General features: G+C 52.0%; 23 protein-coding genes and 1 tRNA gene. 12 read left to right on the top strand and 12 right to left on the bottom strand.

The genetic code is table 11. The annotated features are described in order from the left end of the window. Positions 1–271 precede the first annotated feature (271 nt). Together HMPREF2661_RS06955 and HMPREF2661_RS06950 are read left to right on the top strand one after the other, a co-directional pair. Positions 272–1,645: a Na+/H+ antiporter family protein gene (locus HMPREF2661_RS06955; protein WP_070822944.1), complete on the top strand. Its 1,374-nt coding sequence runs from the start codon at positions 272–274 to the stop codon at positions 1,643–1,645. 1 nt (position 1,646) lies between these two features. Continuing rightward, the gene (locus HMPREF2661_RS06950; RefSeq protein WP_049323085.1) at positions 1,647–1,874 is read left to right on the top strand and encodes a SlyX family protein; all 228 of its coding nucleotides are present in this window, start codon (positions 1,647–1,649) and stop codon (positions 1,872–1,874) included. A 102-nt stretch (positions 1,875–1,976) separates the two neighbouring features. Here HMPREF2661_RS06950 and lysA read toward each other — a convergent pair whose 3' ends face one another. After that, positions 1,977–3,197 (bottom strand): diaminopimelate decarboxylase, encoded by a 1,221-nt coding sequence (gene lysA / locus HMPREF2661_RS06945; protein ID WP_070822941.1) that lies wholly within the window; start codon positions 3,195–3,197, stop codon positions 1,977–1,979. 16 nt (positions 3,198–3,213) lie between these two features. Continuing rightward, entirely contained in the window at positions 3,214–3,384 is a 171-nt protein-coding gene (locus tag HMPREF2661_RS06940; RefSeq protein ID WP_036472795.1) for an LPS translocon maturation chaperone LptM, read from the bottom strand. A gap of 71 nt (positions 3,385–3,455) precedes the next feature. Here HMPREF2661_RS06940 and cyaY point away from each other — a divergent pair, with 71 nt between their 5' ends. From cyaY to HMPREF2661_RS06925, 3 genes are all read left to right on the top strand, one after another. Continuing rightward, positions 3,456–3,779, top strand: coding sequence for an iron donor protein CyaY (gene cyaY / locus HMPREF2661_RS06935; protein ID WP_049323082.1), 324 nt, complete (start codon positions 3,456–3,458; stop codon positions 3,777–3,779). 54 nt (positions 3,780–3,833) lie between these two features. Then, complete coding sequence (luxS, locus tag HMPREF2661_RS06930; protein ID WP_070822938.1) at positions 3,834–4,340, top strand: S-ribosylhomocysteine lyase; 507 nt, start codon at positions 3,834–3,836, stop codon at positions 4,338–4,340. Positions 4,341–4,683: 343 nt separating this feature from the next. Then, positions 4,684–5,910, top strand: a complete 1,227-nt coding sequence (locus HMPREF2661_RS06925) for a hypothetical protein (RefSeq protein WP_234398655.1) — start codon at positions 4,684–4,686, stop codon at positions 5,908–5,910. Between the two features lie 110 nt (positions 5,911–6,020). On the opposite strand, the gene HMPREF2661_RS06920 is transcribed toward HMPREF2661_RS06925, so the two are convergent. From HMPREF2661_RS06920 to HMPREF2661_RS06905, 4 genes are all read right to left on the bottom strand, one after another. Next, positions 6,021–6,704: a hypothetical protein gene (locus HMPREF2661_RS06920; protein ID WP_049323079.1), complete on the bottom strand. Its 684-nt coding sequence runs from the start codon at positions 6,702–6,704 to the stop codon at positions 6,021–6,023. After that, positions 6,686–7,744: a beta-ketoacyl synthase N-terminal-like domain-containing protein gene (locus tag HMPREF2661_RS06915; RefSeq protein WP_070822933.1), complete on the bottom strand. Its 1,059-nt coding sequence runs from the start codon at positions 7,742–7,744 to the stop codon at positions 6,686–6,688. The genes HMPREF2661_RS06920 and HMPREF2661_RS06915 overlap by 19 nt, the downstream gene beginning before the upstream one ends. Continuing rightward, positions 7,741–8,031, bottom strand: a complete 291-nt coding sequence (locus tag HMPREF2661_RS06910; RefSeq protein WP_003748215.1) for an acyl carrier protein — start codon at positions 8,029–8,031, stop codon at positions 7,741–7,743. The genes HMPREF2661_RS06915 and HMPREF2661_RS06910 overlap by 4 nt, the downstream gene beginning before the upstream one ends. Positions 8,032–8,114: 83 nt before the next feature. Further along, positions 8,115–8,840 (bottom strand): 16S rRNA (uracil(1498)-N(3))-methyltransferase, encoded by a 726-nt coding sequence (locus HMPREF2661_RS06905; protein ID WP_049323077.1) that lies wholly within the window; start codon positions 8,838–8,840, stop codon positions 8,115–8,117. Between the two features lie 166 nt (positions 8,841–9,006). Between HMPREF2661_RS06905 and HMPREF2661_RS06900 the strand changes: the two genes are divergently transcribed. Further along, on the top strand, positions 9,007–9,795 hold the full coding sequence (locus HMPREF2661_RS06900) for an inositol monophosphatase family protein (protein WP_003748211.1): 789 nt from the start codon (positions 9,007–9,009) through the stop codon (positions 9,793–9,795). A gap of 263 nt (positions 9,796–10,058) precedes the next feature. Here HMPREF2661_RS06900 and HMPREF2661_RS06895 read toward each other — a convergent pair whose 3' ends face one another. Then, a complete protein-coding gene (locus HMPREF2661_RS06895; protein WP_049323076.1) occupies positions 10,059–10,526 on the bottom strand; it encodes a YchJ family protein in 468 nt (155 codons plus the stop codon). 6 nt (positions 10,527–10,532) lie between these two features. After that, positions 10,533–10,712, bottom strand: a complete 180-nt coding sequence (locus tag HMPREF2661_RS06890) for a hypothetical protein (RefSeq protein WP_049323086.1) — start codon at positions 10,710–10,712, stop codon at positions 10,533–10,535. 1 nt (position 10,713) lies between these two features. On the opposite strand from HMPREF2661_RS06890, the gene HMPREF2661_RS06885 reads away from it, so the two are divergent. The 5 genes from HMPREF2661_RS06885 (at position 10,714) to HMPREF2661_RS06865 (ending at position 15,648) form a co-directional block, all read left to right on the top strand. After that, positions 10,714–11,562, top strand: a complete 849-nt coding sequence (locus tag HMPREF2661_RS06885; RefSeq protein WP_070822930.1) for an RnfABCDGE type electron transport complex subunit B — start codon at positions 10,714–10,716, stop codon at positions 11,560–11,562. A 70-nt stretch (positions 11,563–11,632) separates the two neighbouring features. Further along, on the top strand, positions 11,633–12,631 hold the full coding sequence (locus HMPREF2661_RS06880; RefSeq protein ID WP_049323073.1) for a BtrH-related acyltransferase DarH: 999 nt from the start codon (positions 11,633–11,635) through the stop codon (positions 12,629–12,631). 81 nt (positions 12,632–12,712) lie between these two features. Further along, positions 12,713–13,456, top strand: coding sequence for an SH3 domain-containing protein (locus HMPREF2661_RS06875; RefSeq protein ID WP_049323072.1), 744 nt, complete (start codon positions 12,713–12,715; stop codon positions 13,454–13,456). A gap of 27 nt (positions 13,457–13,483) precedes the next feature. Next, a complete protein-coding gene (locus HMPREF2661_RS06870) occupies positions 13,484–14,398 on the top strand; it encodes an ABC transporter ATP-binding protein (RefSeq protein ID WP_070822927.1) in 915 nt (304 codons plus the stop codon). Then, positions 14,395–15,648 carry an ABC transporter permease gene (locus HMPREF2661_RS06865; protein WP_049323070.1) on the top strand — a complete coding sequence of 418 codons (1,254 nt, stop codon included), beginning with the start codon at positions 14,395–14,397 and terminating at the stop codon, positions 15,646–15,648. Before HMPREF2661_RS06870 ends, HMPREF2661_RS06865 begins: the two co-directional genes overlap by 4 nt. A 195-nt stretch (positions 15,649–15,843) precedes the next feature. Here the strand turns inward: HMPREF2661_RS06865 and HMPREF2661_RS06860 are convergent. The 4 genes from HMPREF2661_RS06860 to HMPREF2661_RS06845 all read right to left on the bottom strand — a co-directional run bounded on the left by HMPREF2661_RS06860 (position 15,844) and on the right by HMPREF2661_RS06845 (position 20,549). Then, positions 15,844–15,919: transfer RNA gene (locus tag HMPREF2661_RS06860), tRNA-Lys, on the bottom strand. Between the two features lie 59 nt (positions 15,920–15,978). Next, entirely contained in the window at positions 15,979–17,058 is a 1,080-nt protein-coding gene (apbC, locus tag HMPREF2661_RS06855) for an iron-sulfur cluster carrier protein ApbC (RefSeq protein ID WP_049323723.1), read from the bottom strand. A 164-nt stretch (positions 17,059–17,222) separates the two neighbouring features. After that, positions 17,223–19,286 (bottom strand): glycine--tRNA ligase subunit beta, encoded by a 2,064-nt coding sequence (glyS, locus tag HMPREF2661_RS06850; RefSeq protein WP_070822924.1) that lies wholly within the window; start codon positions 19,284–19,286, stop codon positions 17,223–17,225. 168 nt (positions 19,287–19,454) lie between these two features. Beyond that, positions 19,455–20,549, bottom strand: a complete 1,095-nt coding sequence (locus tag HMPREF2661_RS06845; protein ID WP_070822921.1) for an FAD-dependent oxidoreductase — start codon at positions 20,547–20,549, stop codon at positions 19,455–19,457. Positions 20,550–20,870: 321 nt separating this feature from the next. On the opposite strand from HMPREF2661_RS06845, the gene HMPREF2661_RS06840 reads away from it, so the two are divergent. Further along, on the top strand, positions 20,871–21,098 hold the full coding sequence (locus HMPREF2661_RS06840; protein ID WP_049323719.1) for a hypothetical protein: 228 nt from the start codon (positions 20,871–20,873) through the stop codon (positions 21,096–21,098). The last annotated feature ends 38 nt before the right edge of the window (positions 21,099–21,136 follow it).

Genomic DNA, 21,136 nt, shown 5'->3' with positions numbered 1-21,136 from the left:
CGAGACATTGTGTCGATTTTAACATTGGTACCCTATGCAAAGAATAGGAAGCGCGTGTTTTTTGGCTATTTTTATCGCAAAAACCGCACGCCATATTAAAACTCTGAATAAGGGTTCACGGCAGGCCGTCTGAAACCGATGGTCTGGTTTTCAGACGGCCTGCCGTTTTTTGCAAAGGCTTCATGCTTGGGTTATGATGTTTATTTGTAATATGTAAACAGATGATTGCCTGTTTTTACATAACAGGCCGTCTGAAACAACGGAGAACGATATGAATGCGGTTGTAATTGCGGTCATCATCATGCTTGTGCTGTCTTTATCGCGCGTGCATGTGGTGCTCAGCTTGGCTGTCGGCGCGTTTGTCGGCGGCTTGGTGGCCGGTATGCCTTTGGAGAATGTAACCAACGCGGCTGGCGATGTGGTGCAGCAAGGGATTATTCCTGTTTTTAACGAAGGCCTGAAAGGCGGGGCGCAAATCGCGCTGTCTTATGCCATGCTCGGCGCGTTTGCCATGGCCATCACGCATTCCGGCCTGCCGCAACAGCTCGCCGGCGTGATTATCCGCAAGCTCAACGGCGGCGAAGGCAATGCGAAAGGCGAAGGCGCGGTCAAATGGTTACTGTTGGCGATTATTTTGTGCATGGGCGTGATGAGCCAAAACGTTGTGCCAATTCATATTGCATTTATCCCGATGATTATTCCGCCGCTGCTGTTGGTGTTCAACCGTTTGAAACTCGACCGCCGCTTGGTGGCCTGCGTGATTACGTTTGGCTTGGTAACGACTTATATGTTCCTGCCTTACGGTTTCGGCGCCATCTTCTTGAACGACATCATGTTGGGCAATATCCGCTCGGCAGGCATGGACACCAGCGGCATCAATGTGATGCACGCAATGGCGATTCCGGCTTTGGGCATGGTGTCCGGCTTGCTGCTGGCCTTTTTGCACTACCGAAAACCACGCATTTATCAGAACAATACCACTGACACGGAAGACAACCGTGCGGCAGTGCAACAACAAGAGCCTTCAACCTATCGCAGCTTGGTGGCGGCCGTAGCGATTGCCGTGTGTTTTGCCATTCAGCTTTTGTATGATGGTTCGCTGGTGTTGGGCGCTATGTTGGGCTTTGCCGTGTTTATGATGTTGGGCGTGATGAACCGCTCCGCCGCCAGCGATGTGTTCGGCGAAGGCATCAAAATGATGGCGATGGTCGGCTTTATTATGATTGCGGCTCAAGGTTTCGCCGCCGTAATGAACGCGACCGGCGAGATTCAGCCTTTGGTCGAACACAGCATGGCTTTGTTCGGCGACAATAAAGGCATGGCCGCATTAACCATGTTGTGCGTCGGCTTGCTGGTGACCATGGGCATCGGTTCGTCCTTCTCGACTTTGCCGATTATTACCGCGATTTATGTGCCTTTGTGCATGAGCTTGGGCTTCTCGCCTATGGCGACCGTCGCCATCGTCGGCACGGCCGGTGCGCTGGGCGATGCAGGCTCCCCTGCTTCCGACTCGACACTCGGCCCGACCATGGGTTTGAACGCCGACGGTCAACACGACCACATCCGCGATTCGGTTATCCCGACTTTTATCCACTACAATATCCCGCTGATGGTTGCCGGCTGGATTGCCGCGATGGTGCTGTAATATGAGCGATATTCAGGAATTGGAACACCGCGTCACCGAGCTGGAAATTCAGACGGCCTTGCAGGAAGATTTAATCGGCAGCCTGAACGACACCATCGCCAAGATGCAGCAGGTTTTGGATTTGCAGCAAGGCCAGTTGCGGCTGCTGTATCAACGGATGCAGGACAAAGGTGCAAACGGCGAACGCGAACCGTACAGCCTGCGCGACGAGATTCCACCGCATTATTGATAAACTGAAAAAGGGCGTGTTGGATACATGCCCTTTTCTTTTATAGCAAAGGCCGTCTGAAAGTCAGTCAAGCTTTCAGACGGCCTTTTCAACAATCCAACCTTACAAACAAGCCAATTCGTTGGCCATTTGCTGCTCGACGGTTTCACGTTGGCGGATAAGTTTGTATCCGCTGCCGTCAACCAATACTTCCGCCGCACGATTGCGCGTGTTGTAGTTGCTCGCCATGCTTGAACCATACGCACCGACGCTGCGGATAAGCAGTAAATCCCCTTCTTCGCAGGCGATGGTGCGGTCTTTGCCGAGGAAGTCGCCGGTTTCGCAAATCGGGCCGACGATATTGGCTGTCAAAGGCTCAATGTCTTTGGTTTCGACCGCTTCGATGTGATGATAGGCATCATAAAGCGCCGGACGCATCAAATCGTTCATCGCCGCATCGACCATCACAAAGTTTTTCTCTTCGCCGTGTTTGACGAATTCAACGCGCGTCAACAACGAACCGGCATTGCCGACCAAACTACGGCCGGGCTCAAGAACCAGTTTCAGACGGCGTGTACCGATCAGTTTTTGAACTTCTTTGGCATACGCACCCAAATCAGGCACATTTTCGTCTTGGTAAACAATGCCGACACCGCCGCCCAAGTCCAAGTGTTCCAACACAATGCCTTCGTCTGCCAGTTGGTCGACCAAGGCCAAAATACGTTCGCAGGCTTCGATGAGCGGGCTGAGGTCGGTCAGTTGCGAGCCGATGTGGCAGTCGATACCGACGATTTTCAAATGGCTTTGTCGGGAGGCATGACGATAGGCCTCAAGCGCATCGGCATAGGCAATACCGAATTTGTTGGCTTTCAAACCGGTGGAGATATAAGGGTGGGTTTTGGCATCGACATCAGGATTGACGCGCAGGGAAACCGGAGCGACTTTACCCAAACGCGCAGCAACTTTCTGAATGCGGTCGATTTCGGGAATGCTTTCCATGTTGAAACATTTCACGCCTGCATTCAGCGCAAATTCAATTTCTGCCTCACTCTTGCCCACACCGGAAAAAATCGTTCTCGCCGCATCGCCGCCGGCCGCCAAAACACGCGCCAACTCTCCGCCGGAAACAATGTCAAAACCGCTCCCCAAAGAAGCAAAGTGTTTGATGATGCTCAGGTTGCCATTGGCTTTAACCGCGTAGCAGACAAGCGGATTTAAAGCGGTAAACGCGGTTTGGTAGTTTTCAAACGCCTCGGTCAGCGCAGATTTGCTGTACACATAAAGCGGCGTGCCGAATTCCTCGGCAAGGTGGGAATAAGGGATTTGTTCGCAGGATAAGGTCATATTTGTGAAGTCTTTTTTAATCGTTGGTTTGAGTGGTCGGCTCTTTGGCCGTATCGAATTTCAAGCCGGTTTGAATCACGCCGAAGCGCGCCTTGTCGCCTTCTTTGGGCAGGTAGAGGTCGCCTTTGTAGCCGCAGGCAGAGAGCAGCAGAGCCGTTGCCGCTGCAAAAAATACGCCGTATTTCATCAGTAAAACTTTCTTCATCATTACGAATGTGGCAAGATTCGGTATCTTAAACAAAAAACACACAAAAAGCCATGATGACCGAAAGCGAATTCATCCGCCTGAGCGAAGAATTGTTTGAACACATTGAAGACCAAATCGATGAAAACGGCTGGGATTTCGACTGCCAGTTTGCCGGAAACGTGCTGACCATCGAAGCCGAGGACGGCACGCAAATCATCGTCAACCGCCACACGCCCAACCAAGAATTGTGGATTGCCGCCAAAAGCGGCGGCTACCATTTCGCCGAGCAAAACGGTAAATGGCTGGCAACACGCGACGGACGGGATTTCTACGATGTTTTGAACGAAGCACTGAGTGCGGCTTCGGGCGAAGCAGTCAATATTGCCGAATTGTGATTGAATCTTTAAATCTCACCCGCTAAAAATCTATTTACCTCAAAGGATACCCAAATGCCCCTACTAGACAGTTTCAAAGTCGACCACACCCGTATGCACGCCCCTGCCGTACGCGTGGCCAAAACCATGACCACGCCCAAAGGCGACACCATTACCGTATTTGACCTGCGTTTTTGCATTCCCAACAAAGAAATCCTGCCCGAAAAAGGCATTCACACGCTGGAGCATTTGTTCGCCGGCTTTATGCGTGACCACTTAAACGGCAACGGCGTTGAAATCATCGACATTTCCCCGATGGGCTGCCGCACCGGTTTCTACATGAGCCTCATCGGTACGCCCGACGAGCAAAAAGTAGCCGACGCATGGCTCGCTTCAATGCAGGATGTTTTGACCGTTCAAGACCAAAGCAAAATCCCCGAGTTGAACGAATACCAATGCGGTACTTACCTGATGCACTCGCTTGCCGAAGCGCACAAAATCGCCCAAAACGTTTTGGCACGCAAAGTAGCCGTCAATAAAAACGAAGAGCTGACATTGGACGAAAGCCTGTTGAACGTTTAATACGCGATGACAACGAAGGCCATCTGAAACTTTAAGAGAAAGAAAATTTCAGACGGCCTAAGACCTTTTATTTCGATTTTCAACCTTTCAGCCGCAGTTTTACACCGCCTAAAAATAAGTTGGCGGTTGCTGACAATGTACATAGTATAATTGCACTTTAAACAAACAACCTGATTCTATTGCTTTTATGAAACCGTTTTTCTGCAAAACCGCTATTGCCCTCAGCCTGACCCTCCCCGCCGCCGCCAACGCTGCCGAGTATGTCTGCAATGTTGAAGGCATCTCTGTTTATGCTTCATACCCACTCAACAATACCTGCCGCGCAGTTGACACAAACAACACCGTGGAAAGCAGCGTTGCTGCAGAACCAAACGTATTCACCGAATCTGAAACAGCAAGCGGTAAAACCGTTACAATTCCAAGCGACACGCCGGTTTTAAAAACAGTACAGACAACGGAATTCAAAGCCACCGCCGCTGACTACATCAATACCCCCCGTGCAACACCTGCCGTACAAACCCCTGTTATAGCTGTTCGAAATAAAAACGGTATTCCTGCACCTATTTCCATTCCGATGGCACAAGCACGTCTAACTTCTCAAATTGATAAAAATGTTGCTGATGGCCTTGCCATTCTCGGTGATACAACCCCATCTACAATAAAACCTGAAATTGACACTACTGACGTTCTCAACGTCATACCTGATACCACACAACCTCAAACTGTGGCTGATCAAACTCCAAACAATATACCCGACTCCATTACCATTCCTATTACGCAAACCCACCCGACAGCATCTGCGATTCAAGCCCCCCAAACAATTATTCAGAATCCTGTTGTTTTACCGAAAACACCTGATCGCACTACGGCCAAACAAAATAACCAAACCGTAACTGCCTCAGATGAAATACTTGACAAAACACCTATCAAAGTTGAAACCAAGCGTAAAGGCAAAGCCCAAACTCCGACCCGACGTAATGCAAAAAACACCAAAACTGTAAAAACAGCCGTCACAAACACGGCTAACGAACAAACGATTAAAACCGTTGTTACGCCAACAGTAGAATCAAATGTACCAAATAAACCGGCTGCAACGGTTTCCCCGGTAGATCAAAGCAAAACCTCTGCGCAAACGCCTTTCCCTAAGGCATATAAGCCGGCTGCCGATATTCCGTTCGATCCGAGCAATGTTTACAACGATATCAAAATTCTGCCCCATATTCCGATTACCAGCGTAACCAACACAGCCGAAGCCGCCAATCCGCGTCTGAATATTATCTTGCGCAACCGTCCGGGCAAATCACGCGCTTCTTCATACAGCAAATACAAAGCCCCTGTGATCCGCACTGCCCCTGTGGTTACGCCGGCACCTAAGCCAAGTCCTAAGGAAACCCGCAAACAAATATTGCAAACCGAAGTACGCAACGAACAGGCCGCTATTACCCGCCTTCAAACACAGCTGAATGCGGCCAAACAAAAAGGTGATCAGATTAAAATCCAACAACTGACCCGTACCATCAACGCCCGTCAAGCGAATATCCGCGCTATTCAAGGCGAGATGTCTCGTTAATTGGTTTTTGATACAAAAAGGCCGTCTGAAAATATTTTCAGACGGCCTTTTTAATGGTGTAAACCTTATTTATTCAAAAGACAAATACTTTCTCTAAAATCATTTGTCGATCACACCAAAGTACATTTTTTCACATCCCTACCCTCGTGCGCCATTACTGCTTCTATCCAATCAGCGATACTTTGCCAATAATATTGCGGCTTTTCAGACGGCCTATCAGTCTGAGTGCCTTCATCATTCAACACAACGGGAACACCCTGCTCTACACCGGATTCAAGCAACATCCAAATACTGCCTTCATGAGTATCGGCATGAGCTGCTTGATGTTCATATGCCCAACCAACCGCAGCTTGTCCGCCATTTTGCAAAGATTGCATCGCCAGCAACAATGGATGAAAGCAAGTATCTATGTCGACAGCTACGACCAAAGTTGCACCATGCGTTCCTAACGCTTGCGCGGCATGAAAAACGGGGGCGTTGTGCAGATTGGCAATGAAGTCAAACGGCATCGCGGCGTGATGGTTCAATACATTATCCGCCATTTTTTCAAACACGGATGGTGAAGAAAACGGCGTACCGAGAAAAACGGCGCAATCAGAATGAATTTTGCATTGCTCTTTCAGTTGCCCTGCACCAAGCGCGGCAATCAAACTCAACCGGCTAAGACGGCGGGTATCTATACCACTTTGCTGCTTTAACGTTTGTTTGAGGATTTTACTGCCGGTGCCGGCGTCCGTATCAAAACGCACGGCGGCAGTAATACGGATATTAGGATTTACGGTTGCCATTGCCATACCAAAGATGTGTTGCTGCCGCCAAAGCCAAACTGATTGGCCAAACAGAAAAAGCCGCCTTTAGGTGAAGCCGCGTACTCGGAAAAACGAATTCCCCGCCCCTGATAATCGCTGCTTCCACCTTGTTTTAAAGCAGATAAAAGCAGGGCTGTTTCAAGGGCTGCCGTGGCGCCAAGCGTGTGTCCGATTTGCGGCTTGAACGCCATCAGAGGCGGCAGCGTACCGAATATATTTTCCAGCGCGGCCAATTCAGCGGCATCGCTGTCAGCCGTGCCGATGCCGTGTGTTTTAACGGCTGCAATGTTTTCAGGAGCGATGCCTGCAACACCCAAAGCGCGGCGCATCACCTGTTCTTGCGCTTGGCCATCGCTTTGAATCAGGTCATTGCCTGTATTGGCAGCGTGTCCGATAAGTTTCAGACGGCCTGAAGAAGATTCGGGCGCGACGGAAGACAAGGCAAGTGCGGCAACACCTTCGCCTAAAATCAAACCGTTTCCGCCAAAAGGCTGATACTGTTCGGCCAGCAAACCCAAGCTGTGAAAATGCAGCAAAGTCAGCCGGTTGAGGTTTTCAATACCAAGCACAAAGGCACGCTCCGCCCCGCCGCGCAAACAGTTATCTGCCTGAATCAGCGCATGGGCGGATGAAGTGCAGGCAGTAGCGAAACTGAAAATCTGCCGATTGCCGCTGCGACGGCGCAAATCTTCGGCAAGATAAAGCAGACTGTGTTCTTCTGCCGCCCTATTGCCCGCAAGATAGTCATTTTCATATTCGGAGATGGAATAGGAACTGGAACCGATAAACACCGGCGCATCATGCCAACTTTCAGACGGCCAGCCTGCATGTTCGGCGGCTCGACGCAAATGTTGTTCGGCAATATCCGCAAGTTCCTTCCGCCCCAAGTGATTGCCGGCAAATGCACGGAAATAAGCAGCCTGCTGCGGTTGGTTTAAAAACGTATAAGACACCGCATCAGGCCGTCTGAAATCCGTTTGCGGATTCAAGGCAGACGTGGCCGCCGTACCGCAAACCCAACTCACGCGCCATGCTCCGCGCGGATAAACGCTGCCAAATCGCGTACGCACATCATATGTTTGCGCACCATACGGTCGCCCTGCAGGCGCACTTGGAAATACTGTTGCAAGGCGACGCTGATTTGCAGCGCATCAAGCGAATCCAAACCGACCGGACTGTCATCGCCAAACAAAAGCGCATCGTCGGTGAAATCATCCATATCCACATCGTCGGCCTTATCGGCCTCTTGCACAATTAACTTTTTCAATTCCGCTTCCAGCTCGTGCTCGGCCAGCGTAAAGGTGTAAGACATTTTTTAAACTCCCATTTTTATATCATGAAGCAACAACTTGTTTTAGCGAAACTCGCTACGCTCGTTTTCAGACGGCCCGAACTTTATGCAAAATCGCCCCAAAGCGTCTGCATGGCGGCGATGGCCGCAAGTGAGGCGGTTTCGGTACGCAACACCCGTTTGCCGAGCGTAACGGATTGAAAACCGGCATCAAACGCCTGTTGCTCTTCCTTCTCCGTCCAACCGCCTTCCGGGCCGACCATAAACACGACTTTGCCGGATTGCGGCTGAACATCGCTCAGTTTTTGAGCGCGGTTCAAGCTCATTAACAGTTTGGCCGTTTCCTGCGGCAACTGCTGCAGAGCCTGCGCATAAGTCACCAGCGGCAAAACCTTCGGCACAATATTGCGGCCGCTTTGTTCACACGCCGAAACGACGATTTCCTGCCAACGCGCCACCCGCTTTTCAGCGCGCTCGCCGCTTAAGCGCACGACACAGCGTTCGCTGATGACCGGGCGAATTTCCGCCACGCCCAATTCCACGCTTTTTTGCAAAGTGAAATCCATGCGCTCGGCGGCGGATACCGCCTGCACCAAAGTAATGTTCAGCGGCGATTCGTTGTCCGTTGCCTCTTCACGCAAAATCTGCACGCTGGCGCGGCGCTTTTCCAAAACCTCGGGCAAAGCCGGATATGCCTTGCCATTGCCGTTGAACAACACGATTTCTTCCGTATTTTTCACGCGCAATACATTCAGATGGCGCACCACATTATCGGGCAATTCGACCACGCTGTCGGGGCTTAAGGCAAAATCAACATAAAATCGGGGCATGGTTTCCTGCTTTATTCATGTATATAATTTAAATTTAAAATTTCATGAATGAAGTTGAAACACGGCGATATGCTCCTGCCTGCTTTCGCTTTCATCCACTATAATTTGAAAACTTCCCGAATTTTAATCCACTGTCGCGCAAAACTGCAAAAAACAAGGATATGCCGTGCTATACCGTTTACAGAAAGTCGTCCGCCACATCGCCCAAACCGAAGTCATGCCGCGTTTTCTGAACACGCCGTCACGACGCAAGGAAGACGGTTCGGTTTTGAGTGAAGCAGATTTGGCCGCACAAACCGCCTTTGCCGCCGCCCTGCCCTTATTGGAAGATTGTCCGATGTTGGGTGAAGAGATGAGCGTTCAGGAGCAAACCCGATTGTGGAACGAACATTCAGACGGCCTGTGGATTGTCGACCCCATCGACGGCACAAACAACTTCGTCAACGGTTTGCCGCATTTTGCCGTATCCGTCGCACTGGTTAAAAACGGGCGCACCGAGCTGGGCGTGATTTACAATCCGGTCAGCGGCGAATGTTTCTATGCCGAACACGGCAAAGGCGCATTTCTCAACGGTACGCCGCTGCCGCTGCGTTCGGTAGAAAAAAAACTCAGCGAATCCATTGCCGGCGTGGAAATTAAATACCTGCGCTCGGGCAAACTCGCCAGCCGCATGAACACCCTCGCTCCATTCGGCACGATACGCAGCATGGGCAGCAGCACGCTCGATTGGTGCTACCTTGCCAGCGGCCGCTACGATATTTACATCCACGGCGGACAAAAACTGTGGGACTACGCTGCCGGCGCATTGATTTTTGAAGAAGCCGGCGGCTGCCTGACCACTTTGGAAGGCGATGATTTCTGGAGCGGCGAGCACGTTTTCAAGCGTTCCGTCATCGCCGCTTTGCAACCCGAGCTGTTCAAACAATGGGTGAAATGGATTCGCGAAAATCAGTGAAGATACCGTTTATCTTCAAAATATCACGATTATCTTGCAATTTATTGAAATAATTTCACTTCTTAACAGCATTTAATACTAAAAACGGTAGAATACCAATTGCTGACACAACACCGCTCTTTCATCCCTTTTGGGCGGTGCAGCAAGTAAGACGTTTTCCCGCAATGTATTGGCCATTCATACTTCTCCCTTAGTATGAATGGTTTTTTTATCTGCAAAAACAGCTCAGGCCGTCTGAACATTCAGACGGCCTGTTCACATCACTACTTGAAAAACTGTCCGCAACACGCCTTAAACTTTTTGCCCGAACCGCACAAACAAGGCTGTTTCATCGTCGGCAAAGCAACGGTCGGATCAATAAAATACCAACGTTCGTCTATTTTCACGAACGCCGACAACTCATGATGGCACTCGGTTTGCCCGTTCTCTTCAAAATACGCCTCAAACTCGACCAAAGCATGCAGCTTGCCAAACGGTACATGACGGACAACCTTCAATCCCGACCACTGCGTTTGCTTACTCCATGCCGCCAAATCCTGCTTGTCCAACAAATTCTGCTGCACAGGGACGGTCGTGTCCACGATATAGTCAATCTCCTGCAAAACATACGCACTGTAACGCGAACGCATCAACTCTTCCGCCGTCGAGGCCGCCGCCTCACACGCATGAAACGGTGCGCAACATTCCGTATAAACACGCCCCGACTGACAAGGGCAAAGTGTAGCCGTCATTTCTAATTACCCGAATAAATCAATTTTAAAATTATAATGCAAACCCGACTCAGGCCGTCTGAAAACGAGCGCAGCGAGTTTCGCTAAAACGAGCGTAGCAAGTTTCGCTAAAATAAGCAAAACAGGTTTCGCCAAAATAAACGCAACAATCTGATATAATGCGCCTTTTCGATTTTGACTATCCATGATGACCATTCCCATCCAAAGCATCAGCCGCCTGTTGCCGCAAACCCAATGCCGTGAGTGCGGCTATGAAGGCTGCTTACCCTATGCGCGCGCCCTGTTGGCAGGGGAAGCGCCGGTAAACCTGTGCGCGCCGGGTGGGGAGACCGTCATGAAAGACATTGCCGACCTGTTGGGCAAACCCTACCTCGCGCCGGCAAAAACACAAATCAAAGCCGTAGCCCTGATTGACGAAGCCGTCTGCATCGGCTGTACCACCTGCATCCGCGCCTGCCCTGTCGATGCCATTATGGGAGCATCCAAACTGATGCACACCGTCATCAGCGACGAATGCACCGGCTGCGGCTTGTGCGTTACCCCCTGCCCCGTCGACTGCATCGACATGGTTCCCGTATCGCAGCCCTTCCTGCCGTCAGCACGCCGTTTCAGCACCTCTGCCGAACCGCGCTTTGCTGCCGCCGAACACGCACAAAGCCGTTTTGAACGCCATACCGCGCGCAAACAGCGCGACGATGCCGAACGCAAAGCCCTGCTGGCGCAACGCGAAGCTGCCGTCAAAGCTAAACAGGCCGCACAGGCACAAACCCAAACAGCCGCACCAAGCGCTGCATTCAACCCCATGGATTTGATTGCCAAAGCCATGGCCAAAGCGCAATCGCAACAGGACAAACTCGTCTCCTCCGACAACCGCGAAGACTTCAAAGCGCGCCAAATCGAAGAAGCCAAAGAACGCGCCGAACTGCGCCGCGCCCAACGTGATGCCAAATACGGCAACGAAGCCGAAAAAGCCGCCGCCATCGAATTTCTGCGCCGCCACAAAGCCGAGCAGGAAGCGGCCAAAGAAGCCCGCTGATTTCCAAAACAACAAACCCATTCCGACCGCTTCAGGCCGTCTGAAAACATTGCACGAAAACCAATACTTTATGACCACACAAGAATTTCCACACCAGCATACTGCCCATTGCGAAAGCGGTGTGATGTCCACTCTGCTCAAATACCATGGCCACAATTTAGACGAAGCCATGATTTTCGGCATTGCCCACGCGCTGACGTTTGTCTGGATGCCGCTGATCAAATTAAACGGCATGCCGCTGGTTTCCTACCGTACCGCGCCGCGCAGCATCATCAAAAACACCTGCAAAGCATTGGGGCTGAAATTATCCATCCGCAAATTTTCCGACGCACAAAGCGGACAAGCCGCATTGGATGCCGCGCTGTCTTCAGGCAAACTGGCCGGTTTGCAAACCTCCGTCTTCTGGCTGCCCTACTTCCCGCCGCAAATGCGCTTCCATTTCAACGCACACAATCTTTTGGTGTACGGCAAAGACGGCAACGACTACCTCATCAGCGACCCCGTATTTGAAACCGTACAACGCTGCGCCGCCGAAGATTTGCAGCGGGCGCGCTTTGCCAAAGGCGTATTGGCGGCAAAAGGCATGATGTACACCTTGGAAGACAACAGGCCGTCTGAACAAATCATGGCAGACTTGCCCGCCATTATCCGCAAAGCCATACGCAAAAACGCCAAACACATGCTCGCGCCGGTCTTTTTCATCGGCGTCAAAGGCATCCGCACATTAGCCAAAAAAATCGAATCCCTGCCCGCCAAACAAAATGAAAAATACCAAAAACTGTTTCTCGGCCATTTGGTGCGGATGCAGGAAGAAATCGGCACAGGCGGCGCAGGTTTCCGCTACATCTACGCCTACTTCCTCGAGCAGGCCACCCATATCTGCAACGAACCTGCGTTTCAGAAGGCCTCAGAACAAATGACCGCCATCGGCGACCAATGGCGCCAATTCGCAGCCATGTGCGTGAAACAATGCAAAAAACCGTCCGAAAACGGCTGCCGCAACATTGCCGCGTTTTTGCGCAAGATTGCGGATGATGAAGAAGCGTTGTGGCGGGGATTGTTGAAATAATGGAGATTTATGCGGTACTAATTAATCTACCGTGAATTATTTTGACATTACAGGCCGTCTGAAAACTAAAAGAAATTAAAAATGCGTTACCTAGCTACTGTCTTATTCTTGTGTTCCGCCTTAACCCATGCCGCGCCGCCGGACGGCTTTGCCTTGGTTCATGATGCCGACGGACACACCAACTTACGCGAAAGCCCCGATTTGAAAGCCAAAGTTTTGGCAAAAATCCCCAACGGCACACCGTTGGAATGTTTGGGTGACGGCGGTGAAGGCAGCCTGAGTTTCTGTACTGCCCAGCTGCAACAACCTGCCGCAGAAGACTACGGTTTCATCCATTACAGCCGTCTGATATTTCCCGCCTCCGACAAAAACTTCGTCCGCCTGCGCGAACAATCCGGTCATGACGATACACTGACTTTGTCCGGCAACGGACAAACGGTACACATCGTAGCCCGCCGCATCTATCCAAAACTCAGCGACTTCTCGGGCATCAACAAAGACAAATACACCGCGCGGCTCTATCGAGGCAAACCTTTCTATGGTACAGACTACGACATTCCCAAAAGCGTGTTCGCGCTTGAACGCATCACGCTAAACGGTCAAGCGGTTCCCGCTGCCGAACTGCAAGGACTGTTCTCGCCCGATTTTGCGGCCACCGCACGCGGCAGCAATGTATATCAAGGCTGGGAAGCCTATTACCGCGGCAGCGATAAGACGCTTTATCTGTTTGGCAGACAAGGTTCGGACGGCAGTCCTTTCAACGTTTGCTTTATATTTAAGGACGGCAAATTCCAGCGCCGCTATTTATGGGGTGCTGCGATTTAAATATCGCTTGAAAGGCCGTCTGAAACCATGATTCAAATCCAATCCCTCTCCCACCGTTATCCCAAAGCCGAAACCGCCGCGCTGGACAATGTGTCGTTCGACATTGCCGACGGCGAATGTTTGGGGCTGCTCGGTCACAACGGTGCGGGGAAAACGACGCTGATGTCGCTTTTGGCAGGCTTGCAGGAAGTACGGCAGGGCGAAATTTTGTTTGACGGCAAGCCTTTGCGCCTGTTGAGCCGCAGCGAGCGGCAGAAAATCGGTTTGGTGCCGCAGGATTTTGCGTTTTATCCGCAGCTTTCGGTGTGGGACAACCTGCTGTTTTTTGCCTCGCTTTACAAAGTGCGCGACAAAGGTCGTCTGAACGCGCTGTTGGAACAGACCGACCTGACCGCCCATAAAAACAAAGCGGCGAAGCATCTTTCGGGCGGGCTTAAACGTCGTCTGAATTTTGCCATCGGCCTGATTAACACGCCGCAACTGGTGTTCCTCGACGAAATCACGGTCGGCATCGATCCGCAGTCGCGCCGCTTTATCCTCGATAGCGTGGCGGATTTGACGCGGCAGGGGGTAACAGTGGTTTACACCTCGCACTATCTGTCGGAAATCGAGCAGCTTTGCGACAAAATCGCGCTGCTGCAACACGGCAAGCTGGTGTACCACGGCGGTTTGGACGAGCTTTTAAGTACGCAAACCGGTGTCGTGCGCTTTACCGTCGAACCGCCGCTGCCGCCTCAAACGCTGGCCGCCTTGGGTGCAAAGCAAGTAGACAGCCGCGGCATGATGGAAACGGCGCACGATGCCGCCGCCGTTTACGCCGCCCTGCAACAAAGCGGCGCGCAAATCCGCTACTTCCAGCAGGGACACGGTTCGCTGGAAACGTTTTACCTTGATTTCCTGCGCAAAGACGAACCGGCAACAGATAAGCAAAACCCACAATGACAACCTCTTCCCTCCTCAAAGAACTCAAACTACTCTGCCGCGACCTGCACGGTTTGGCCGTGTTGTTTGTGATGCCCATCGCCTTTATGCTGATTATGTCGTTGGCGCTGAGCCGCGACCAAGACCCGCACACCGACAGCCGCATCGCGCTGGTCGGCGCGGCAGACGACAGCGTCAATACCGCACTGGCCGCTGCGCTGGAAAAAGAGCAGATTCATGTTACGCGGATGTCGTCTGAAAAACTGACCGACGCGCAAAACGGCCTGCACGACAAGCGTTTCCAACTGGTGCTGCACAACCCGAACCCCGCTTCCGGCAAAATCGCCGACAACAAAGCCCTGCAAATCTATGTACCGCCCGATACCGAGCCTTCATGGCTGGCGGCGGTCAAAGGCGTTTTGCAGCAGCACTACACCGAAACGCGGCTGGACGCCTATTTCGACAACAACGACGGCATCAAAATCGACAATAAAAAACTGCCCCGCTCCATCCGCAAAGACATCCAGAAAAAAGTCGATGAAAAAAACGACGAACAATTCACCGCCGTGCGCAGCTTTTTAGATAAAAAAATGCTGGAAGAACACTATCTGAGCGCAGGCAGCGGCACGGTGGAAAAACCCAACGCCGTACAGCACAGCGTACCCGCATGGCTGATTTTCGGTATGTTTTTCATCATGATACCGCTGTCGAACGTCATGGCGCTGGAACGCCAGACCAACACCATCACCCGCCTGCGCCTCGCCCGCGCCTCTGCGTCCAGCCTGATTGCCGCCAAACTGGTTCCCTACTTCCTGATTAACCAGCTTCAATTTGTCGGAATGCTGCTGCTCGGCCGCTACCTGCTGCCCGAAATCGGCGTCCCCGCCCTCATACTCAACGGCAGCCTTGTTTCCTACGCGCTGCTGTCCGCCGCCGTCAGCGCCGCCGCACTCGGCTACGCGCTGTTAATCAGCGTCTGCGCCAAATCTACCGAACACGCTGTCGTACTCGGCGGCGGCGGCATCATCCTGATGGCGGCAATCGGCGGCATTATGGTCCCTGCACACGTCATGCCTGAAACCATGCAGCAACTCACCTGGATTTCCCCGATGGCATGGGGCTTAAAGGCTTTTCAAGAACTGCTGCTCAACCGCAGCGGCTTGGACGGGATCAGCCGTTATCTGCTTCTACTGTCAGCATTCTCTTTTGTCACGCTGACTGCTGCCGTATTGGTTTATCGTAGGCAGTTGCAGACTCAAGTTAGGTTTTAAACGTTTGTCTACCCTAAGTAGACAAACTTATTTCTCAAAACCATTCCTATAAAACTTCAGGCCGTCTGAAAATATCTTTCAGACGGCCTGATGCTTGATGTGCTATGGATTGTTTCAATAACAAAATATGCTCAACAAAATTCTAAAATCCAAACGCAAAAAAACCTGCTTTTTTCAAAGCAGGTTTTTCATATTTGGTGGGTCGTGAGCGATTCGAACGCTCGACCAACGGATTAAAAGTCCGCTGCTCTACCGACTGAGCTAACGACCCGATAAGCTGTGCATTATAGAGACGGGGCACACAGCTGTCAACACCTTTTTTAAACTTTTTTATTCGACGACGATTTTCGGGAAGCGGCTGCTGAAGTCTTTGCCTTTATCGGCAATGGCCAGCGCGATTTGGAAGGCGGCTTCGGTGTAGATGTCGGCGATGGTTTGGTTGTTTTCAAACAAGGCTAAAGATGTGCCGCTGTCCATGGCTTCGCGCACGGGCAGGCTCAACGGAAGCTGGCCGAGCAACGGTACATTCAAACGCTCTGCCAAGTTTTTGCCGCCTTCTTCGCCGAAGATTGCTTCGGCATGGCCGCAGTTGGTGCAAATATGGACAGACATGTTTTCCAAAACGCCCAAAATCGGAATATTGACTTTGTTGAACATATCCACGGCTTTGCGTGCATCAATCAGGGCGATGTCTTGCGGCGTGGTCACGACAACGGAGCCGGTCACGGGGATTTTTTGCGACAGAGTCAATTGGATATCGCCGGTACCGGGTGGCAGATCGATGAAGAGATAATCGACATTGTCCCACTCGCTTTGGAACATAAGTTGTTGCAAGGCTTGGCTGACCATCGGGCCGCGCCAAACGACGGCTTGGTCGGTATCGACCAGGAAACCGATGGACATCACTTGAATGCCGCTTTCAGCTTCAACGGGAATGAGTTTTTTGTTTTGTTGGTCGGGTTTGCGGTCTTGTACGCCGAGCATGGTGGGCTGGCTTGGGCCATACAGGTCGGCATCGAGTACGCCGACGCGCGCGCCCATTCTGGCCATTGCGGTGGCAAGGTTGGCAGTGGTCGTTGATTTGCCGACGCCGCCTTTGCCCGATGCTACGGCGATGATATTTTTCACGCCTTTGATGGTTGCTACGCCGGGTTGGACTTTATGCGTACCGATTTCGGTATCGATACTCAAGTGTATATGGGTATCGCCGGTATGCGAAATGACGGCTTCTTGAACGGCGTTGGCAATGTCTGCGGCAATATGGGCAACCGGGAACGCGAATTTCAGGCCGATATGCAGGCCGTCTGAACGCTCTTCCAGAAGCGAAACGGCTTTTTCGCTGCCCAAAGTGCGTATTGTGGTGGGAATCAACACGGCATCGAGTGCGGTTCGGATGGCTGGAATATTCATAATCTGCCTCTTGAATGTGGGAAATTGTTTGATGTGCGCGATTTGCCTGCCTGACAAATCTGCTGAATTATACCCTTGAACGCCATGTAAGGGATACGCCCGAAAAACTTCAGGCTGCCTGAATCATCGGGCAGCCTGAAAAGCGGGTTGACTGAAACGCAGCCTTATTCGCTCAAGAGCGCAATGTCGGCAACTGCGTTCATTTGTTCTGCCAAGCGGTTCAGCAGGTTCAAACGGTTTTGTTTCACGGCGGCATCTTCAGCCATTACCATCACGCCGTCGAAGAAGGCATCGACTTGCGGTTTGACGGAAGCCAGTTCGGACAAAGCAGTTTGGAAATTGCCTTCGGCAACGGCGGCGGAGATTTTCGGCTGCAAACCTTGCGCGGCGGCATACAGGGCTTTTTCTTCGTCTTGTTGCAACAGGCTTTCGTTAACCGCGCCCAACTCGGCATCGGCTTTTTTCAGCAGGTTTTGTACGCGTTTGTTGGCGGCGGCCAATGCGGCGGCTTCGGGAAGCTGTTTGAACGCGGCAACGGCTTGCAGTTTGGCGGTCAAATCGTCCAGACGGCGCGGCTGTTTCGCCAATACGGCGGCAACGATGTCTTGCGGATAATCGTTTTGCAGCAACACGGCCAAGCGCGCCTGCATGAAGTCGGCAGTTTCAGACGGCGTTTTTTCGTTGAGCAAACCTTTGGGGAAGCTGTCGAAGGCCGTCTGAATCAGTTCGTTTACGTCCAAACCGTACTGCATCAGCATACGCAAAATACCCAAGGCGGCGCGGCGCAGGGCGTATGGGTCTTTGTCGCCGGTTGGAATCAAGCCGATGCCCCAAATGCCGACCAAGGTTTCCAGTTTGTCGGCCAAAGCAACGGCAGTGGCCACTTTGCCGTTCGGCAGATTGTCGCCGGCAAAACGCGGTTGGTAGTGTTGCTCGATGGCTTCGGCGATTTCTTCGGTTTCACCGTCCAAGCGGGCGTAGTATTTGCCCATCGTGCCTTGCAATTCGGGGAACTCGCCGACCATTTCGGTCACCAAGTCGGCTTTGGCCAAACGTGCGGCGCGTTCGGCTGCGGCGGCATCCGCACCCAGTGCTTTGGCGATGTGGGCGGCAATGCTTTGCAGACGCTCGATGCGTTCGGCTTGCGAACCGATTTTGTTGTGGTAAACCACGTTTGCCAGCTTGGGCAGGCGGCTTTCTAAAGTCGCTTTTTGGTCTTGTTTGTAGAAGAACTCGGCATCAGACAGGCGCGCGCGCAAGACGCGTTCGTTGCCTTGGATGATGTGCGACGGGTCTTCGGTTTGCAGGTTGGACACCAGCAGGAAGCGGTTCATCAGCTTGCCGTTTTGGTCGAGCAGCGGGAAGTATTTTTGGTTTTGCTGCATGGTCAGAATCAGGCATTCTTGCGGCACGGCGAGGAAGTGTTCTTCAAAACCGGCTTCCAATACCACAGGCCATTCGACCAATGCGGTCACTTCGTCCAACAAGGCTTCATCGGCGGCAACGGTCGCGTTCAGACGGCCTGCCTGCTCGTTCAAGGCCGTCTGAATGGCGGCTTTGCGCTCGGCAAACGAAGCGACGACTTTGCCTTGCTCGCGCATTTGTGCGGCGTAGCTGTCGGCATTTTCAATGGCGATTTCGCCGTTGGAGAGGAAGCGGTGACCCAGTGTTTTGTTGCCGCTTTGCAGACCCAAAACGCTGACGTTGACGATGTCGCCGCCGTGCAGCACGATCAGGCTGTGTACAGGGCGCACGAAGGTGAATGTGCTGCTGCCCCAACGCATGACTTTCGGAATCGGCAATTTTTTCACTGCGGCATTGATGATGTCTTCCAAGAGTTCGCCCAATGGTTTGCCGGTTTGGACGTACTCGTAGGCGTACACGTCTTGCTTGCCGTCGTTGATGATGGTTAGGTCTTCAATTTTCGCACCCGCACCGCGCGCAAAACCTTCCAAAGCCTTAGTCGGCGCACCGTCCTTCATGGCATTGGCCACGGCCGGGCCTTTTTTCACGATTTTTTGGTCGGCTTGAACGGCCTTCACGTTTTTGACTTGAACGGCCAAACGGCGCGGAGAAGCGTAGGCAGTGTATTCGGCCTCGCCGTCAATTAGTTGCGCTTTTTCCAAGCCTTCGGCAACGGAAGCGGCAAAATGGTTGCCCAGATTATTGAGGGCCTTTGGCGGAAGTTCTTCAGTGAGAAGTTCGATTAAGAGGGTTTGGGTTGTCATGTGCTTATCGTTAAATAGGAAATTGGTTTGGCATCTGAAAACGGCATCATGCGGTTTTCAGACGCAAGGTTGATTGAATTGACGGCGATTTTATCATTTTCAGACGGCCTGTGGCTGTCTTTCACAAACAATTTGCCCGATTTTCAAGCAACTTCGTCCGCAACGGCTTCAATTCGCAGCGCGGATATACGGCAAACCGCTGGTTTCGTCGCTTTCGGGAATGTCGCTTCCGGCAAACAGCGCACCGGCCAAACGCACGGCTGCGCCGGTCACGGCCGGGGAAATCATAAAGCCGTGGCGGAACAGGCCGTTGACTTCAATCAGGCGGCGTTCGCGGTTGAAGCGGATTTCAGGATTGTGGTGGTTTAACGTCGGGCGCAGGCCGGTGGCCAGTTCCAAAAGGTTCGCCTCGCCAAAGGCCGGATGCACGGCATACAGCGCGGACAAAAGTTCCAAACCGGAACGCACGCTGGCCGGCGCTTGGCTTTCGCTTTCGATTTGGGTCGCACCAATCACAAAAATATGGTTTTCCTTCGGCGCGATATACAAAGGATAGCGCGGATGCAGCAGGCGCACGGGGCGGGACAGCTCGACTTCTGGCGCGTAAACGCGCGCCACTTCGCCGCGTATGCCGCGCAATTGGCTTTCAGACGGCCTGTTCCACGCTGCTTTTGCACCATAACCGCGGCAGTCGATAACCCAATCGTATTGCGCCGCCAAATCTTCGACTTCGCGTTCGCACAACCAATGGCAAGGCACATTCATTGATTCCAAAGCATCGGCAAGCGCATTCAATACCTGCCGTCCGTCCAACTGTCCTTCCACCGGCAGATACAGGCCGTCTGAAAACCGCCCTGCCAGTTGCGGCTCGTTGGCCGCGATTTCATCCGCGTTCCAACGTATAGTTTCGTGTTCCGGCACGCCGCCGCGCTTCAAATGACGGGCAAACTCGGCAGAAAGCGGCTTGTCCTGCGTATGCCAAACAATCAGGCTGCCTTTTTCCTGCATCATCACCGGCGTGTTCAGACGGCCAACAATCGCGCGCCAAAGCGCAATGCTTTGTTTGCCCAAATGGATGACTTCGGGCGTTGCCTCCACCGCCTCGGAAGAAGGCGCCAGCATGGCGGCGGCAACATAGGCTGCGGCTTGTGCGCCATTACGTTCGCCTTTCTCAAACAACTCTACCGCCACGCCCTGCTCCGCCAATTGGAACGCAATAAGGCGACCGGAAAGGCCGCCGCCGAGTACCGCAATCTTAGACATCAGTTTCTCCTTGTTTTTAATATGAAAATGAACTGCATATTTTAGAACTTGTTTTGCTTTATCACAATATCGACACAAAATGAGAACAGTTTTTGCATATCATGATTGCCCAGACCAAGCCGATAACTTATAAACAAACAGACGGAATTTCCCCTCTGCAAGCAGTTCCCCATCACCTCAGCCTGCCACTCAGTTTTGATAAAAATATCTTCTTTACATAAAACCGAATATAATGGCATTTCTTGACACATTCATTCACTCGGCATCACTGCATTTATTGAATTGTTTTGATGCATATATTTGATTTTATAAGGAATAACAATGAAAAGCTTAGGCAGTACTTTATTTATCCTCGGCGTATTGGCATTCGGTTTGAATTATATGAACGCCGTCCCCAAAGTCTTAGCCTGGATTTACGAATGGGGCGAAGATACCGCCCTATGGATTAAAGCAGGCATTACAGGCGGCGGCGCTTTACTGTGGTTGGCAGGCAATTTCCTTGAAAAACCTGCAGAGGCAGAAGCAGAACCGGAAGAGGAAGAAGAATAAATACCATAAAAGGCCGTCTGAAAAGTTTCAGACGGCCT

This window comes from Neisseria sp. HMSC061B04, from assembly GCF_001836705.1.
In the GTDB taxonomy this organism is placed as follows: domain Bacteria; phylum Pseudomonadota; class Gammaproteobacteria; order Burkholderiales; family Neisseriaceae; genus Neisseria.
The sequence above is the reverse complement of the archived record's forward strand: the minus strand, read 5'-3'. Positions and strand labels throughout refer to the sequence as shown.